The 15,282-nt window shown below is 68.8% G+C and carries 16 protein-coding genes; 6 read left to right on the top strand and 10 right to left on the bottom strand.

The window, feature by feature from the left end:
* Nucleotides 1-154: 154 nt before the first annotated feature.
* Entirely contained in the window at nt 155-1,675 is a 1,521-nt protein-coding gene (locus Q0326_RS02570; RefSeq protein ID WP_298686773.1) for a replicative DNA helicase, read from the bottom strand.
* 243 nt (nt 1,676-1,918) lie between these two features.
* Here Q0326_RS02570 and Q0326_RS02565 point away from each other — a divergent pair, with 243 nt between their 5' ends.
* The gene (locus Q0326_RS02565) at nt 1,919-2,401 is read left to right on the top strand and encodes a UPF0262 family protein (RefSeq protein WP_298686771.1); all 483 of its coding nucleotides are present in this window, start codon (nt 1,919-1,921) and stop codon (nt 2,399-2,401) included.
* Between the two features lie 129 nt (nt 2,402-2,530).
* Complete coding sequence (locus Q0326_RS02560; RefSeq protein ID WP_298686768.1) at nt 2,531-2,998, top strand: cytidine deaminase; 468 nt, start codon at nt 2,531-2,533, stop codon at nt 2,996-2,998.
* A 122-nt stretch (nt 2,999-3,120) separates the two neighbouring features.
* On the opposite strand, the gene ilvD is transcribed toward Q0326_RS02560, so the two are convergent.
* The 3 genes from ilvD to Q0326_RS02545 form a co-directional block, all read right to left on the bottom strand.
* Entirely contained in the window at nt 3,121-4,974 is a 1,854-nt protein-coding gene (ilvD, locus tag Q0326_RS02555; protein WP_298686766.1) for a dihydroxy-acid dehydratase, read from the bottom strand.
* 73 nt (nt 4,975-5,047) lie between these two features.
* The gene (locus Q0326_RS02550) at nt 5,048-5,347 is read right to left on the bottom strand and encodes a putative quinol monooxygenase (protein ID WP_298686764.1); all 300 of its coding nucleotides are present in this window, start codon (nt 5,345-5,347) and stop codon (nt 5,048-5,050) included.
* Complete coding sequence (locus Q0326_RS02545) at nt 5,347-6,111, bottom strand: enoyl-CoA hydratase (RefSeq protein ID WP_298686762.1); 765 nt, start codon at nt 6,109-6,111, stop codon at nt 5,347-5,349. Before Q0326_RS02545 ends, Q0326_RS02550 begins: the two co-directional genes overlap by 1 nt.
* A 126-nt stretch (nt 6,112-6,237) precedes the next feature.
* On the opposite strand from Q0326_RS02545, the gene leuC reads away from it, so the two are divergent.
* A complete protein-coding gene (leuC, locus tag Q0326_RS02540) occupies nt 6,238-7,674 on the top strand; it encodes a 3-isopropylmalate dehydratase large subunit (RefSeq protein ID WP_298686760.1) in 1,437 nt (478 codons plus the stop codon).
* Nucleotides 7,674-8,273 (top strand): 3-isopropylmalate dehydratase small subunit, encoded by a 600-nt coding sequence (leuD, locus tag Q0326_RS02535; RefSeq protein ID WP_298686758.1) that lies wholly within the window; start codon nt 7,674-7,676, stop codon nt 8,271-8,273. Before leuC ends, leuD begins: the two co-directional genes overlap by 1 nt.
* Nucleotides 8,274-8,506: 233 nt before the next feature.
* Here the strand turns inward: leuD and Q0326_RS02530 are convergent, their stop codons facing one another.
* The 4 genes from Q0326_RS02530 to pip are packed head-to-tail and all read right to left on the bottom strand — an operon-like array spanning nt 8,507 to nt 12,506.
* Nucleotides 8,507-9,427 (bottom strand): ROK family protein, encoded by a 921-nt coding sequence (locus tag Q0326_RS02530; RefSeq protein WP_298686755.1) that lies wholly within the window; start codon nt 9,425-9,427, stop codon nt 8,507-8,509.
* Nucleotides 9,424-10,473 (bottom strand): LacI family DNA-binding transcriptional regulator, encoded by a 1,050-nt coding sequence (locus Q0326_RS02525; protein WP_298686753.1) that lies wholly within the window; start codon nt 10,471-10,473, stop codon nt 9,424-9,426. Before Q0326_RS02525 ends, Q0326_RS02530 begins: the two co-directional genes overlap by 4 nt.
* A 30-nt stretch (nt 10,474-10,503) precedes the next feature.
* Nucleotides 10,504-11,547 (bottom strand): Gfo/Idh/MocA family oxidoreductase, encoded by a 1,044-nt coding sequence (locus Q0326_RS02520; RefSeq protein ID WP_298686751.1) that lies wholly within the window; start codon nt 11,545-11,547, stop codon nt 10,504-10,506.
* Nucleotides 11,544-12,506 carry a prolyl aminopeptidase gene (gene pip, locus Q0326_RS02515; RefSeq protein ID WP_298686749.1) on the bottom strand — a complete coding sequence of 321 codons (963 nt, stop codon included), beginning with the start codon at nt 12,504-12,506 and terminating at the stop codon, nt 11,544-11,546. Before pip ends, Q0326_RS02520 begins: the two co-directional genes overlap by 4 nt.
* Nucleotides 12,507-12,614: 108 nt before the next feature.
* On the opposite strand from pip, the gene Q0326_RS02510 reads away from it, so the two are divergent.
* Complete coding sequence (locus Q0326_RS02510) at nt 12,615-13,238, top strand: glutathione S-transferase family protein (protein ID WP_298686747.1); 624 nt, start codon at nt 12,615-12,617, stop codon at nt 13,236-13,238.
* A 65-nt stretch (nt 13,239-13,303) separates the two neighbouring features.
* On the opposite strand, the gene Q0326_RS02505 is transcribed toward Q0326_RS02510, so the two are convergent.
* The gene (locus tag Q0326_RS02505) at nt 13,304-14,047 is read right to left on the bottom strand and encodes a Bax inhibitor-1/YccA family protein (RefSeq protein ID WP_298686745.1); all 744 of its coding nucleotides are present in this window, start codon (nt 14,045-14,047) and stop codon (nt 13,304-13,306) included.
* 92 nt (nt 14,048-14,139) lie between these two features.
* Here Q0326_RS02505 and thpR point away from each other — a divergent pair, with 92 nt between their 5' ends.
* On the top strand, nt 14,140-14,688 hold the full coding sequence (gene thpR / locus Q0326_RS02500; RefSeq protein ID WP_298686742.1) for an RNA 2',3'-cyclic phosphodiesterase: 549 nt from the start codon (nt 14,140-14,142) through the stop codon (nt 14,686-14,688).
* 213 nt (nt 14,689-14,901) lie between these two features.
* Here the strand turns inward: thpR and Q0326_RS02495 are convergent.
* A partial coding sequence (locus Q0326_RS02495) for an OmpA family protein (protein WP_298686740.1) occupies nt 14,902-15,282 on the bottom strand: 381 nt, incomplete at its 5' end.

Raw genomic sequence — 15,282 nt, 5'->3', positions numbered from 1 at the left:
ACCGCCAAACCCGTTCGTGCTGAGCGAAGCCGAAGCACATCTCACGCGCCGCTCCTGCAACACGTCCCCTTCGACTGCCTTGCAGGCGCTCAGGACAGGCTTCGACTTCGCTCAGGACGAACGGTGGATGGGGCGCCAAGCTCATCCGTAAGCGCTACTCCATATCCGGCACGACATAGTTCGAATCGACCAGATCCGAGAAGCGCGTGATCTTGGCGTCGAACTTGACCGGGATCGTCCCCGTCGAACCGTGCCGCGACTTGGCCACCACCACTTCGGCGATGCCGTGGACTCGCTCCATCGAACTCTGCCATTCGCGGAAGGCGACGTTGGTCGGATCGAATTCGGAGGCGTTGGCGTCCGGCTCGGTCGGTTTCTGGAAATTGACGTAATATTCCTCGCGGTACACGAACAGCACGAGATCGGCGTCCTGCTCGATCGAGCCGGATTCGCGCAGATCGGAGAGGATCGGCCGCTTGTTCTCGCGGCTCTCGACCTGCCGGCTGAGCTGCGACAGCGCCATCACCGGCACGTGCAATTCCTTGGCGAGCTGCTTGAGCCCCCGCGAAATCTCCGAAATCTCCTGGACGCGATTGGCTTCGCTCGCCTTGCCCGAGCCCGACAGCAGCTGGAGATAGTCGACGATGATCAGGTCGATCCCGCGCTGGCGTTTCAGGCGACGCGCGCGCGTGCGCAGGCCGGCGATGGTCAGGCCGGGCGTGTCGTCGATATAGAGCGGCAGCGTCTCGAGATCCGCCGCGGCGCGCGCGAGATTGCGGAAATCGTGCTGGCTGATCTTGCCCATGCGCAGGCTTTCGCCGCTGATCCCCGATTGCTCGGCGAGGATACGCGTGGCGAGCTGGTCGGCCGACATTTCGAGGCTGAAGAAGGCGACGCCGGCGCCGAGCGACTTCTCGTCGGGGATGCCGTCTTCCTTGTCGCGCACGCGGCGCATCGCGGCGTTGAACGCGATGTTGGTGGCCAGCGACGTCTTCCCCATGCCGGGGCGCCCCGCCAGGATGATCAGATCGGACCGGTGCATGCCGCCCATCTTGGCGTTCATGCTGTCGAGCCCGGTGGTGATGCCCGAGACATGCCCGCCCGAATTGAGCGCGCGCTCGGCATTCTTGACCGCCTCGGTCGCCGCCTGGAGGAAGCTCTTGACCGAACCCTGTTCGCCGCCCTCCTCCGCCACCCGGTAGAGCGCGACCTCGGCCTGCTCGATCTGGGTCTTGGGATCGACCTCGTCGGACGTGTCCATCGCGCTCTCGACCATGCCGCGCCCGACGCCGACCAGCGCGCGCAGCAGTGCCAGATCGTAGATCTGCGTGGCGAAGTCGCGCGCGCCGATCAGCGCCGCGCCCGAGCCGGTGAGCTGCGCCAGATAGGCGGGGCCGCCGAGCTCCTTCATCGCGTCGTCGGTCTCGAACAGCGGGCGCAGCGTGACCGGGTTTGCGATCATGTTCTTGTCGACGATGCGCAGGATCTGCGCATAGATCCGGCCGTGGAGCGGCTCGAAGAAATGCTCCTCGCGCAGCTTGATCTGGACGTCCTCGCACAGTCGGTTGTCGATCATCATCGCGCCGAGCAGCGCGGCCTCCGCCTCGATATTCTGCGGCAGGGCGGCGACGTCGGGCGCGACCGGCGCGGGCGTGTGGGGGACAGGCTGAAGCATGGCGTCCTTGTCCGCTCTTTTGAGAGGCGGCTCAAGGCGGATGCGGTGATTGATCCACCGTCATCTTCACGCTCTGTGGATAACCCTCGCCTAACCCTCCCCGTTCGTCCTGAGCGCAGTCGAAGGACATGCTCCAACCGCATCACCCGCAACACGCACTTCGACTTCGCTCAGTGCGAACGGTGATGGGGGGTGCGCGACCCCCTCGCCAAGCGCGCACCAACCCGATAAGCGCAAAGACGCATGTCCGATCCGCGCATCATCGACATCTCGCTCGACGAGCGCACCATCCTGTGGCGCAACGCCGACATCGAGCAGGAGCGCCGGGTCGCACTGCTCGACCTGCTCAACGACAATCATTTCCGCCCGTTGCGCGAGACGCCCGACGGCTATGCCGGCCCCTACAAGGTCGCGCTGCACGTCGAGGAGGGGCGGCTCGCGATCGGCATCCAGCGCGCCGACGGCTCGCCGATCGAGACGATCGGGCTCGGCATGATGCGCTTCAGGCGGGCGATCAAAGACTATTTCGCGATCTGCGACAGTTATTATCAAGCCGTCCGCCAGCACTCGCCGCAGCAGATCGAGACGATCGACATGGCGCGCCGCGGCCTGCACAACGACGCCGCCGAACTGCTCAAGGAGCGGCTCGACGGCAAGATCGAGCTCGACTTCGACACCGCGCGGCGGCTGTTCACGCTGATCTGCGTGCTGCACATCCGTGGGTGACACACTCCGCAGTTCCCCGGCGCAGGCCGGGGCCCAGGGCCGCAGCTTGGGGCAGGCGCGACGCTCGTTAGAGGCGTGGGGCCTGGGCCCCGGCTTTCGCCGGGGAACGGCTTTGCGAGGGAGCACGGCATGACCGAAGTCTCGATCGAGGAGGTCGGCGTCGCGGTGCTGGTCGATGCGGCCCGCGCCGCCGCGCGACATGCGCACGCGCCCTATTCGCGCTTCGCGGTGGGAGCGGCGCTGCTGCTCACGGACGGCGCGATCGTCACCGGCACCAATTTCGAGAATGCCAGCTACGGCCTGTCGCTGTGCGCCGAGACGGTGGCGCTGGCCACCGCCAATGCGCAGGGGCGGCTTGCCGACGTGATCGCGATCGCGGTGACCGGCGGGACGATGGGGTCCGACGGGATGCCGACCGGGAGCGCGGTGGTCGGCCCGTGCGGGCGCTGCCGGCAGGTGATCAACGAGGCGGCCGAACTCGGTGGCCGCGACCTGCCGGTCTATTGCGCGGCCGCCGACGGCAGCGCGGTCGAGCGCCACATGCTGTCGGCGCTGCTGCCGCACGCGTTCGGGCCGAAGGACCTGGGGCTGGCGTGAAAAGCCCTCTCCCTTGAGGGAGAGGGTTGGGTGAGGGTGGCCGACATCTGACCTGGGACGCGACGCTGACGCGTCGCTCCCCCTCACCCCAGCCCTCTCCCCTACGGGGAGAGGGAGCTTGTTTAGTCCCGCTCGACCTGGCTGACATCGCGCACCGCACCCCGCGCCGCGTTCGTCGTCAGCGCGGCGTATGCGCGCAACGCCGGCGAGACCGCGCGCTTGCGGCCGAACGGCTTCCACGCCTTCTTGCCGCGCTCGACCATCGCCGCGCGCCGCTCGGCGAGCAGCGCGTCGTCGAGATCGAGCTTGATCACGCGGTTGGGGATGTCGATCACGATCGGATCGCCGGTCTCGACCAGCGCGATCAGCCCGCCTTCCGCTGCCTCGGGCGAGACATGGCCGATCGACAGCCCCGAGGTGCCCCCCGAAAAGCGGCCGTCGGTAATCAGCGCGCAGACCTTCCCCATGCCCTTCGACTTGAGATAGCTGGTCGGGTACAGCATCTCCTGCATACCCGGTCCGCCCTTGGGGCCTTCGTAGCGGATCACGACGACGTCGCCCGCCTTGACCTCGCCGCCGAGGATGCCGACCACCGAGGCGTCCTGGCTTTCGTAGACGCGCGCGGTGCCGTGGAAGGTGAGGATGCTCTCGTCGACGCCCGCGGTCTTCACGATGCAGCCCTCGGGCGCGAGATTGCCGTACAGCACCGCGAGCCCGCCATCCTTCGAGAAGGGATGGTCGGCCGAGCGGATCACGCCATGCTCGCGATCGGTGTCGAGCGCGTCCCAGCGCGCCGCCTGGCTGAACGCGGTCTGCGTCGGCACACCACCGGGCGCGGCGCGGAAGAATTTGCGCACCTCTTCGCTGGTCGTGCGCGACACGTCCCAGCGATCGAGCGCATCCGCCATCGTCGGCGCATGCACCGTCGGCTGCGTCGCATCGACGAGCCCGGCCAGCTCGAGCTGCCCGAGGATCGCCATGATCCCGCCGGCGCGGTGGACGTCCTCCATATGCACGTCGTCCTTGGCCGGCGCGACCTTGCACAGGCACGGCACCCGCCGGCTCAGCCGATCGATGTCGGCCATCGTGAAATCGACTTCCGCCTCATGAGCGGCGGCGAGCAGATGCAGCACGGTGTTGGTCGAGCCACCCATCGCGATGTCGAGGCTCATCGCATTCTCGAAGGCGGCGAAGGTGGCGATGCCGCGCGGCGTCGCGGTGACGTCGTCCTGCTCGTACCAGCGCTTGGCGAGATCGACGATCAGATGGCCCGCCTCGCGGAACAGCTTTTCGCGATCGGCATGCGTCGCCAGCGTCGAGCCGTTGCCCGGCAGCGAGAGGCCCAGCGCCTCGGTCAGGCAGTTCATCGAATTGGCGGTGAACATCCCCGAGCACGACCCGCAGGTCGGGCAGGCCGAGCGCTCGACCGCGGCGACCTCCTCGTCCGAATAGGATTCGTCGGCGGCGACGACCATTGCGTCGACCAGATCGAGCGCCTTGGTGACGCCCTTGATCGTGACCTTGCCCGCCTCCATCGGCCCGCCCGAGACGAACACCGCGGGAATGTTGAGCCGGAGTGCCGCCATCAGCATGCCCGGCGTGATCTTGTCGCAATTGGAGATGCAGACCAGCGCGTCGGCGCAATGCGCATTGGCCATATATTCGACCGAGTCGGCGATCAGCTCGCGGCTGGGCAGCGAATAGAGCATGCCGCCATGCCCCATCGCGATGCCGTCATCGACCGCGATCGTGTTAAACTCCTTGGCGACGCCGCCCGCCGCCTCGATCTCGCGCGCGACCAGCTGCCCCAGGTCCTTGAGGTGGACATGCCCCGGCACGAACTGGGTGAAGCTGTTGCACACCGCGATGATCGGCTTGCCGAAATCGGCGTCGGTCATGCCCGTGGCACGCCACAGCCCGCGCGCGCCCGCCATGTTGCGGCCGTGGGTGGTGGTGCGCGAACGATAGACGGGCATGACGATCCTCTTCGATAAGGCGGCGCCTTTGCGCAACCTTCTATGCGTATGTCAACCGCGCATTGTAACGAAGTTACGCCGCGACCTCGATCGGATCGCAGGGAATGATCACTGGGCGTCCCGTCGCGAGGTCGCGCGCCGCCATGCCGAACGCCTTGAAATGGTCCGAGGCCATATGCGCGTCGACTGCCGCCTGATCGGCATAGAGTTCGTTGAACACGAAGCGCTGCTCGCCCTGCTGCTCGCGCCAGACGTCATACTGGAGCACGCCCGGCTCAGCGCGCGAGGCGGCGACGCAGATCTTGGCGGCGGCAACGAACGCCTCTTCCGAGCCCGGCTTGACGCCGATGAACGCAACGATCTTGATCGACATTATTTCGCTCCTTCGCGGGTGAATACGGGCGCACGCTTCTCGAAGAACGCGCTGAACGCCTCCTTGGCTTCGGCGCCGGCGAGCGCGGTCGCGAAGGCGGTTTCCTCTTCGCGCATCCGCGCTGTGACATCGGACCGGTCGCCGCGCAGCAGCCGGCGCGTCTCGGCGAGCGCGCGCGGCGGCATCGCGGTCAGCGCGACGGCCTTGGCGCGGGCATGCGCCAGCAACTGGTCGCCCGCTACGATCGCGGTGACGAAGCCCGCGCGATCCGCCGCCTCGGCGTCGAGCGGCTCGCCGAGCAGCAGCATCGCCGCCGCCTTGGCATGGCCGATCCGCTGCGGCAGCAAAAGGCTCGACGCCGCCTCGGGGACGAGGCCGAGCTTGGCGAAGGGCACGCTGAAGCGCGCATCGGGCGCGGCGTAGACGAGGTCGCAGTGCAGCAGCATCGTCGTGCCGACGCCGACCGCGAGGCCCCGCACCGCCGCGACGATCGGCTTGTCGAAGTCCGCGATCGCGCGGATGAAGACCATCGCGGCATCGGTGCGGTTGGCGGGCAGGAAGCCGCTGATGTCGTTGCCCGCGCAGAAGGCGTCGCCCTCGCCGCTGATCAGCACCGCCGTGATCGCCGGATCGGCCGAGGCCTCGGCGAGCCCCGCGGTCAGCGCGCCATACATCGCGTTGGTCAGCGCATTCTTCTTGTCGGGCCGCGCGATCCTCAGCTCGAGAATGCCGTCCGCGAGATGCCGCTGGATGTCGTCGCTCATCGTCCCTCTCCATCTTTGCGCCCATGTAGGCGTTCGCCGGCGCCCGCGCACGCAAATCGTCGCTTGGCGGACGACAAGGACAGATGGGCAGACAAAAGCGCCCGTCCGCGCTACAGCGCGCGCATCATGGCCAGCACCCCCGCCCCCCGCACGCTCTACCAGAAGATCTTCGATGCGCATGTCGTCGAGCAGCGCGACGACGGCACCGCGCTGCTCTATATCGACCGCCACCTCGTCCATGAAGTGACCAGTCCGCAGGCCTTCGACGGTCTCGCCGCCGCGGGCCGCAAGGTCCGCCGCCCCGATCTCACGCTCGCCGTGCCCGATCACAACATCCCGACCACGGCGAGGGCCGACGCGCAGGGCAATCGCCTCGCCGTCGCCGATCCGCAGTCGGCCGCGCAACTCGACGCGCTCCGCCGCAACGCGCCGCTGTTCGGGATCGAGCTGATCGACGATCTCGCCGCCGAACAGGGCATCGTCCACGTCGTCGGCCCCGAACAGGGTTTTACGCTGCCCGGCACCACCGTGGTGTGCGGCGACAGCCACACCGCGAGCCATGGTGCATTGGGCGCGCTCGGCTTCGGCATCGGTACCTCGGAGGTCGAGCATGTGCTCGCGACGCAGACGCTGCTGCTCAAGCGCTCGAAATCGCTCGAGGTGCGCGTCGACGGCGAGCTCGGACCGGGCGTCACGCCCAAGGACGTCGCGTTGGCGATCGTCGCGAAGCTGACCGCCGCCGGCGGCGCGGGCTATGTCGCGGAATATACCGGCTCGGTGTTCCGCGACATGTCGATCGAGGGGCGGCTGACCGTCTGCAACATGTCGATCGAGGCGGGCGCGCGCGCCGGCCTGGTCGCGCCCGACGACAAGACCTTCGCTTACCTTCAGGGCAAGCCGCGCAGCCCCAAGGGCGCCGACTGGGATCGCGCCGTCGCCTATTGGCGCACGCTCGCGAGCGACCCGCGCGCGGTCTACGACAAAGTGGTGACGATCGACGCCGCGACGATCGCGCCGCTGGTGACCTGGGGCACCAGCCCCGACGACGTCGTCGCGATCACCGGCATCGTCCCCGATCCCGCCGCGCTCGACGACCCGGCGCGCCGCGCCGCGGCCGAGAAGTCGTTGGCCTATATGGGGCTGACCGCCGGCCAGAGGATGCAGGACGTCACCGTCGACCGCATCTTCATCGGCAGCTGCACCAACAGCCGCATCGAGGATCTGCGCGCCGCCGCCGCCGTCGCGCGCGGCCGCCATGTCGCCGCAGGCGTCAAGCAAGCCCTGGTCGTGCCGGGCTCGGGGCTGGTCAAGCGCCAGGCCGAGGCGGAGGGGCTCGACCGCATCTTCCTCGACGCCGGCTTCGAGTGGCGCGAGCCGGGCTGCTCGATGTGTCTCGCGATGAACCCTGACAAGGTGCCCGCGGGCGAACGCTGTGCCTCGACCTCGAACCGCAATTTCGTCGGCCGCCAGGGCCCGGGATCGCGCACCCACCTGCTGTCGCCCGCAATGGCCGCCGCCGCCGCGGTGACCGGCCGTCTTACCGATGTGAGGGAGTTCGCCTGATGCGCGCGATCGACATCATTGCGGGCAAGGCCTATCCGCTCGGCCGCCCCAATATCGACACCGACGTGATCATCCCCGCGCATCATCTCAAGACGATCACGCGCGAGGGACTCGGCCAGTTCGCCTTCGAGACGCTGCGCGCAGAGCCCGGCAATGTGTTCGACGATCCCGCTTATGCCGGCGCCCCGATCCTGATCGCGGGCGACAATTATGGCTGCGGTTCGAGCCGCGAACATGCCGCCTGGGCGATGGCCGACATGGGCCTACAGGCGGTGATCGCGCCGAGCTTTTCGGACATCCATGCCGGCAACGCGTTCAAGAACGGCATCCTGACCGTCGTGCTGCCGCAGGATCAGGTCGACCGGCTGCTCGCGGTGGCGAAGGACCAGCCGATCACGATCGATCTGGAGAATCAGACCGTGACGACGCCGTATCAGGACCGCTTCCGCTTCGAGATCGATCCGTTCCGCAAGGACTGCCTGCTGCGCGGGCTCGACGAGATCGGGATCACGATGGCGATGGACGATGCGATCGCCACGCACGAGGCGAAGATGCACGCCGAGACGCCGTGGATCGAGGGCGCGGCACGGGCTGCTTAGGCGGCGCTGCTTCGTCGCGGTCCCGAACTTGGCCCGGGATCCGGACGCGCAGCGCTCGACCATCAGTGAAACGCGTCTGAATCCTGACCTTCGTCAGGATGACGTGCATCGGGCAAGCCGTTCCCCGGCGCACGCCGGGGCCCAGGCCACACCCCGCGGCAGGCGCGGCGTTCGTGAAGAAACTTGGGGCCTGGGCCCCGGCCTGCGCCGGGGAACAAGGTATAAGCGCTGGCCTAGGCGGCGTGCCGCCCCAACAGCGCATCCAGTCCCAGCGCGATCGAGCCCAGCGGCCCCGCCCAGTCGCCCAGACCCGGCGCCGCGACATAGCGTTCGATCTGGTCCACGATCGCCGGCGCGACGCCGTAGCCTGCGAGACTGTCGACCAGCATCGTTCGCACCATCGGCAGCAGCTGCGGTCGCTTGGTCGGCAGCCCCCCGCCGAGCAGGATGCGGTCCGGCACCGATCCCATCACCAGATTGTGGCACAGCCCCGCGATCGCGTGTGCGACCATCGCCCACACCGGATCGTCGTCGGCGACGGCGCCGCCCTTGACGCCGAGACGCTTCTCGACCGCCGAGCCCGCCGCCAGCCCTTCGACGCAATCGCCGTGGAACGGGCAGGCGCCAGCCCAGTCGTCGCCTGGAAAGCGACGGACGAGCATATGCCCCGCCTCGGCATGGCCGATGCCCATCACCGCCTTGCCGTCGACGATGATCCCCGCCCCGACCCCGGTACCCACCGTGATGTAGGCGAAGCTCGACAGGCCCTGCGCGTCGCCCCAGCGCGCCTCGGCGAGCGCGGCGCCGGTCACGTCGGTGTCGATCGCGGTCGGCACGCCATAGCGACGCCGCAGCCGCGGCGAGACGTCGGTATGCGCCCAGCCTGGCTTCGGGGTGGCGGTGATGAAGCCGTAATCGGGCGCGTCGTGGCGCAGCTCGAGCGGACCGAAGCAGGCTATGCCGAGCGCGGCGAAACCATGCTCGTTGCGCCAGCCGTCGAGGATGCGCTCGATCGCGCCCAGCGTCTCGGCGGGGGTCGTCGTCGGCACCTGCGCCTCGGCGACGATCCGGTCGGGTCCGGCGGCAAGCGTGCACGCACATTTGGTACCGCCAAGCTCGATGCCGGCGACGAGCGGACGAAGCTCGGTGCTCACGCGATCGGCTCCGCAACCTGCGCGGTCGATCCGCGCACGACCAGCTCATAGGGCATCAGCAGGTGCGGCAGCGGCGCCTCGCCGCCCGGCTTGGCCTCGATCAGCGCGAGCAGCGCGCCGGTCGCCGCGCGCGCCATGTCACGGATCGGCTGATGGATCGTGGTCAGCCGCGGCCACACCACCGACGCGATGTTGCTGTCGTCGAAGCCGACCACCGACAAGGCGGCGGGCACCGCGACGCCGCTCTCGTATGCGGCGTTGAGCACGCCCGCCGCCATGTCGTCATTGCTCGCGAAGATCGCGGTCGGCGGTGCGGCGAGCGCAAGCAGCCGCTCGCCCGCCGCATAGCCCGAGACGAAGGTGTAGGCGCCGGCCACCTCGAGCGCATCGTCTCGGGCCAGTCCATGCGCCGCAAGCCCTTGCCGATAGCCCTCGAGACGAGCCGCCGCCGAGGCGTGGGTCGGATCGCCGCGGACGATGGCGATGCGGCGATGGCCAAGCGCGACGAGATGGTCGACGACCGCCCGCGCCGCGCCGACATCGTCGATCACGACGTCGGGGGCGTCGCTGCCGCCGCTGCTCGGCGCGATCCGCGCATAGGGCAGCCCGCAGGCCTCGAGCTCGGCGACCGTCGCCGCATCGTCGCACAACGGCGGTGCCAGCACGACACCGTCGAGCCCCGACGCGCGCGCGATCGCCTGCATCTTGCCCGACACCGACGCGACATCGGCGAACGGCAGCACCAGCAGGCGGTAGCGCTCGCCCTTCAGCCGATCGAGCGCCCCCGTCTGCAGATCGACGACATAGTTGGGGCTGGGATTTTCATAGACCAGCCCGATCAGGAAGGACCGCCGTCCCGCCAGGCTGCGCGCCGCGACATTGGGATGATAGTCCAGCCCCGCCGCGGCCGCGAGCACGCGCTCGCGCGTCGCGGGCCGGACATTGGGCTCGTCGTTGAACACGCGCGAGACGGTCTTGATCGACACACCCGCGGCATCGGCGACATCGGTGATCGTGCTGTGTCGGGTCGTCTTGCGTTGCGCCACGTATTTCCCGCCTGTCCTGTATCGGTGCAACTAGCGCCGTTGATACAGGGCAGGCAAGCGCCGGGGTCCGCGTGGCTGGGGCACAGGCGTGCCATCCTGGGCCGCCGCGATCAACGCGACCACGTCGCGCGCCTCGATCGCGTCGACCGGCGGCGCGGCGCCGGCACGGATCGCCGCGGCAAGCTGGCGGTAGAAGGCGAGCGGATCGCCGGCCGCCACGGGCTGCGGCACGCGCTCGCCGTCGCGGGTCGCGCGGAAGGCGGGGATCGCCGGCAGCGGCGCGGCGAGCGATCGTCCGGCGCGCAACGTCGCCTCGATCGGGTCGAGCGCCTCGGTCCACCAGCTGCCCGCGGTGCCGTGCAGCGCCATGCGCGGGCGCGTCGCGGCGACCAGCGTCGATGCCGACACGATCGCGCGCGCCGCGCCATATTGCAGCGTCAGCTCGAAATAATCGTCGGCTTGCGCCCCGGCGCGCTGGGTCGCGATGTCGGCGGTCATCGCATCGGGCCAGCCGAACAGGTCGAGCGCCTGGTCGAGCATGTGCGGCCCGAGATCCCACAACAGGCCCGCCCCGGCCCGCGGTGCGTTGCGCCACACCGCGGCGGCCTCGGGCCGGAAGCGGTCCCAGCGCGCCTCGTACAAGGCCGGCGTGCCGATCACGCCGCCGGCAAGCAGCCCGCGCGCAGCAACATGGTCTCCGTCCCAGCGGCGATTGTGATAGACGCTCAGGATCCGGCCGACACCGGCTGCTTGGTCGATCAGCCGATCACAATCGGCGAGGCTGGGCGCCATCGGCTTGTCGATGACGACATGGCGGCCACGGCGGAGGGCGGCCTCGGCATGCGCGGCGTGGCAGTCGTTTGGGGTGACGACGACGACCAGCTCGACCGCATCGATGGCGAGCAGCGCCTCGATGTCGGCGACGACCTGCGGGCGATCGCGGCGTTCGGCCGCCTCGGCTCGCGAGGTGGCGACCCCGACGATGCGGAACGCGTCGAGCGCCTCGATCACCGGCGCATGCAGTACGGCGCCGGCCAGCCCGTAGCCTACCAGCCCGACCCCGATCGGGGTCACGCCAGCCGCTCCGCCTGCGCGTCGGTCGCGCGGATCAGCCGGTCGAGAATGCCGGGCTCGCTATAGGCGTGGCCGGCATCGTCGATGAGGTGGAACTCGGCCTCGGGCCAGGCGCGGTGCAGATCCCACGCGCTGCGCACCGGGGTGGCGGTGTCGTAGCGGCCCTGGACGATGACGCCGGGAATGTCGCGCAATCGGCCGGCATCGCGGAGCAGCTGCCCGTCTTCCATCCAGCCCTTGTGGACGAAATAGTGATTCTCGATCCGCGCGAAGGCGAGCGCGAAATGCGCGTCGCCGAACCCGCCGGCGGTCGCCGGGTCGGGCAGCAGCGTGATCGTCTCGCCTTCCCATTGCGCCCAGGCGCGTGCCGCCGCGATCCGCGCGCGTTCGTCGTCGCCGGTCAGCCGCTTGCGATAGGCCTCGACCAGATCATGGCGCTCGGCCTCGGGGATGGGCGCCAGGAACCGCTCCCACTTGTCGGGGAACAGCCACGCGGCGCCGCCCTGATAATACCAGTCGATCTCGATCTGGCGGAGCAGGAAGATGCCGCGCAGGATCAGCGCCGCGGTCCGCTGGGGATGCGCCTCGGCATAGGCGAGTGCCAGCGTCGAGCCCCAGCTGCCGCCGAACACCAGCCACCGGTCGTGCCCGCACATCGCGCGCAGCCGCTCGATATCGGCGACGAGATGCCAGGTCGTGTTGGCGTTCAGGTCGGCATGTGGCAGCGACCGCCCGCAGCCGCGCTGGTCGAACAGCAGAATGTCGTAGCGCGCCGGATCGAACAGCCGGCGATGCGACGGCCCGCAGCCGCCGCCCGGACCGCCATGCAGGAAGACCGCCGGGATACCGCCCCGCGTGCCGCAGCGTTCCCAATAGACGCGGTGTCCGTCGCCGACGTCGAGCCGTCCCGAGTCATAGGGCTCGATTTCGGGATAGAGCTGGCGCAAGCGGTCGGTCATCGGCGTCCTCCTGCGCCCGCCTTCGCAGAGCAGACGCGGTTCGCCAAGCATGCTTGCGAGCGACGCAAAGGCGGGACTAGCATTCGCGATCACCAGGGGGATGGCGCGATGAGCGACGAACTGATCTTCTACACCAATCCGATGTCGCGCGCGCGGATCGTGCGCTGGATGCTTGAGGAGGTGGGCGCGCCCTACCGCACCGAGCTGCTCGACTATGGCACGACGATGAAGGCCCCGGCCTATCTGGCGATCAACCCGATGGGCAAGGTGCCGGCGATCGCACACCGCGGGAAGGTCGTGACCGAGGGATCGGCGATCTGCGCCTATCTCGCCGACGCGTTTCCGGAGGCCGGCCTGGCGCCGCCGCCGGCCGAGCGCGCCGCCTATTATCGCTGGCTGTTCTTCGTGTCGGGGCCATTCGACTCGGCGGTGGTCGACACGGCACTCGGCCGCGAGATTCCGGCCGAGCGCAAGGCGATGGTCGGCTATTCGAGCCTCGATGCCGTGCTCGACGCGATCGCGGCGGCGCTTGAAGGGCGGGATTATATCGCTTCCGACCGCTTCAGCGCGGCCGATTGCTATGTCGCTGCCTGCCTGTCCTTTTACATGCGCTTCGGGCTCGTCCCGCCGCGGCCGCTGTTCCGCGCCTATGTCGACCGCCTCGAATCCCGTCCCGCGTTTTTGCGCGCGATGGAGATCGATGGCGCCATGCCCACCCCCAAGGGCGGCTGACACGAAGAGGCCCGGCGGATCGCTCCGCCGGGCCTTCCGGTCTCTGGCCGAGGCCTATGCCAATCCTAGTTCCGCGAATTGCCCATGAAGCGCAGCAGGAACAGGAACATGTTGATGAAGTCGAGATAGAGCTGCAGCGCGCCCATCACCGCGGACTTGCCCATCATCGCCGTGCCGCGCACCGCGTAATAGCCGCTCTTGATCTGCTGCGTGTTCCAGGCGGTCAGCCCCGCGAACAGCACCACGCCGACCAACGAGATCAGCAGCTCCATCGCCGAGCTCTGCACGAACATGTTGATCAGCATCGCCGCGATCAGGCCCCAGACGGCCATGACCAGGAAGCTGCCGATCGGGGCGAGGTCGCGCTTGGTGACATAGCCGAACAGGCTCAGCCCGCCGAACGCCACCGCGGTCGCGAAGAAGGTCTGCGCGATCGACGCGCCGGTATAGCGCAGGAACACCGCCGACAGCGACAGGCCCATGGTGAAGGTCAGCAGCCAGTACAGCGCCTTGGCGGTCGATTCTTGCATCCGCACGACACCGAAGCTCATCGCGAGCACGATGCCGAGCGGCGCGAACATCACGACCATGCCGAGGCCGGTGGTGCGACCCAGCGGATCGAACAACATGCCGATATACGGGCTGCGCGCGAACAGCATCGCGACGACGCCGGTAAGCAGCACGCCGGAGGCCATATAATTATAGACCGACAGCATGTAGGACCGCAGTCCTGCATCGAAGGCCGCCTCGCGCGCGCCGGTTGCCGCGCGCGGCACCGCGGTCGTCCGGGGGTCAGACCAGTTCGCCATCGAAAGAATCTCCTCAGCGTCGACGAATATCGCCGACGCTGGCAATATCGGCCTTCGTGAGGGCGCTTTCAAGCGAAACCGGAAAGAGCCGAATGGCTGGTCATCGTCTGTTCGTCGCGGCACGGCCGCCCGCCATGGTGCGCGCCGCCCTGATCGCGGCGATGGGCGGGGTTGCCGGCGCGCGCTGGCAGAGCGACGACCAGTTGCACGTTACGCTGCGCTTCATCGGCGCGGTCGACCGCCACCAGGCCGAGGACATCGCGGTTGCGCTCGCGCGCGTCCGTCATCCGCCGATCGACGCGACGCTGGGCGCATGCGGCACGTTCGCACGCCAGGGCAGGATCGATACGCTGTGGGTCGGCCTGCAGCCGCGGGACCGGCTGACCAACCTGCATGTGCGGGTGGACGCGGCACTGCGGGTCGCGGGGGTGGCCCCCGACGCCCGGGCGTTCCTGCCGCATGTGACGCTGGCTCGATTCAGCCGGACCGCGGCGCCCACCGAGGACGTCGCGATGCGGGTCGCGCCGCTTCCTGTCGGGCCGTTCACGCTCGATCGCTTCGCGCTCTACGAAAGCCGGCTCGGCGCGGACGGCGCGACCTATGAGCCGGTTGCGCACTATCGGCTTGACGCGGTGGTCTGACGGCGCACGGCGCCGTCTGCGTGGGCCTCCAAAAGCCTCTGTCGAACGTCTCTCGACGAAGGATTCTGCGCCGACGCCGCGGCATGCTCGCCAGTGCGTGTCCGTCATGGTGCGTGCCGGCATCGATCTGCAGCGAACAAGAAAAAGGGGGGCCGGCGCGAGCCGACCCCCCGATTTCTGTCTCCCGGGATCCGAAGATCCCAGGGGAGAGCCTTACTGACCCGAACCCGGGCCGAAGGTGATCTCCACGCGACGGTTCTGCGGCTCGCGCACACCGTCTGCGGTCTGCACCAGAAGGTGCGTTTCGCCGAAGGCCTGCGTCGTCATCGCGGCATCGGGAACACCCTTGCCGGCGAGGTACGACTTCACCGAGTCGGCACGACGCTGCGAGAGGCCCATGTTGTACTTGGGCGTGCCCGACGTGTCGGTGTAGCCCGCGAGCATGACCGAAGCCGCACCCGTCTGCGTGTACGCCGAGGCTGCGTTGTCGAGGATCGACGCGGCTTCCGGGGTGATGTCCGACTTGTTCCAGTCGAAGAACACGATGAACGGACCCGGGTTTGCCGGAGGCGGCGGCGGCGGGGGCGGCGGGGG

The sequence above is a fragment of the uncultured Sphingomonas sp. genome (assembly GCF_937859915.1).
GTDB lineage: Bacteria > Pseudomonadota > Alphaproteobacteria > Sphingomonadales > Sphingomonadaceae > Solisphingomonas.
The sequence above is the reverse complement of the archived record's forward strand: the minus strand, read 5'-3'. Positions and strand labels throughout refer to the sequence as shown.

Bases quoted from the DNA above. Each gene is read 5' to 3' on its own strand.
- Q0326_RS02570 (WP_298686773.1), bottom strand. From the start codon at position 1,675: ATGCTTCAGCCTGTCCCCCACACGCCCGCGCCGGTCGCGCCCGACGTC.
- Q0326_RS02565 (WP_298686771.1), top strand. From the start codon at position 1,919: ATGTCCGATCCGCGCATCATCGACATCTCGCTCGACGAGCGCACCATC.
- Q0326_RS02560 (WP_298686768.1), top strand. From the start codon at position 2,531: ATGACCGAAGTCTCGATCGAGGAGGTCGGCGTCGCGGTGCTGGTCGAT.
- ilvD (WP_298686766.1), bottom strand. From the start codon at position 4,974: ATGCCCGTCTATCGTTCGCGCACCACCACCCACGGCCGCAACATGGCG.
- Q0326_RS02550 (WP_298686764.1), bottom strand. From the start codon at position 5,347: ATGTCGATCAAGATCGTTGCGTTCATCGGCGTCAAGCCGGGCTCGGAA.
- Q0326_RS02545 (WP_298686762.1), bottom strand. From the start codon at position 6,111: ATGAGCGACGACATCCAGCGGCATCTCGCGGACGGCATTCTCGAGCTG.
- leuC (WP_298686760.1), top strand. From the start codon at position 6,238: ATGGCCAGCACCCCCGCCCCCCGCACGCTCTACCAGAAGATCTTCGAT.
- leuD (WP_298686758.1), top strand. From the start codon at position 7,674: ATGCGCGCGATCGACATCATTGCGGGCAAGGCCTATCCGCTCGGCCGC.
- pip (WP_298686749.1), bottom strand. From the start codon at position 12,506: ATGACCGACCGCTTGCGCCAGCTCTATCCCGAAATCGAGCCCTATGAC.
- Q0326_RS02510 (WP_298686747.1), top strand. From the start codon at position 12,615: ATGAGCGACGAACTGATCTTCTACACCAATCCGATGTCGCGCGCGCGG.
- Q0326_RS02505 (WP_298686745.1), bottom strand. From the start codon at position 14,047: ATGGCGAACTGGTCTGACCCCCGGACGACCGCGGTGCCGCGCGCGGCA.
- thpR (WP_298686742.1), top strand. From the start codon at position 14,140: ATGGCTGGTCATCGTCTGTTCGTCGCGGCACGGCCGCCCGCCATGGTG.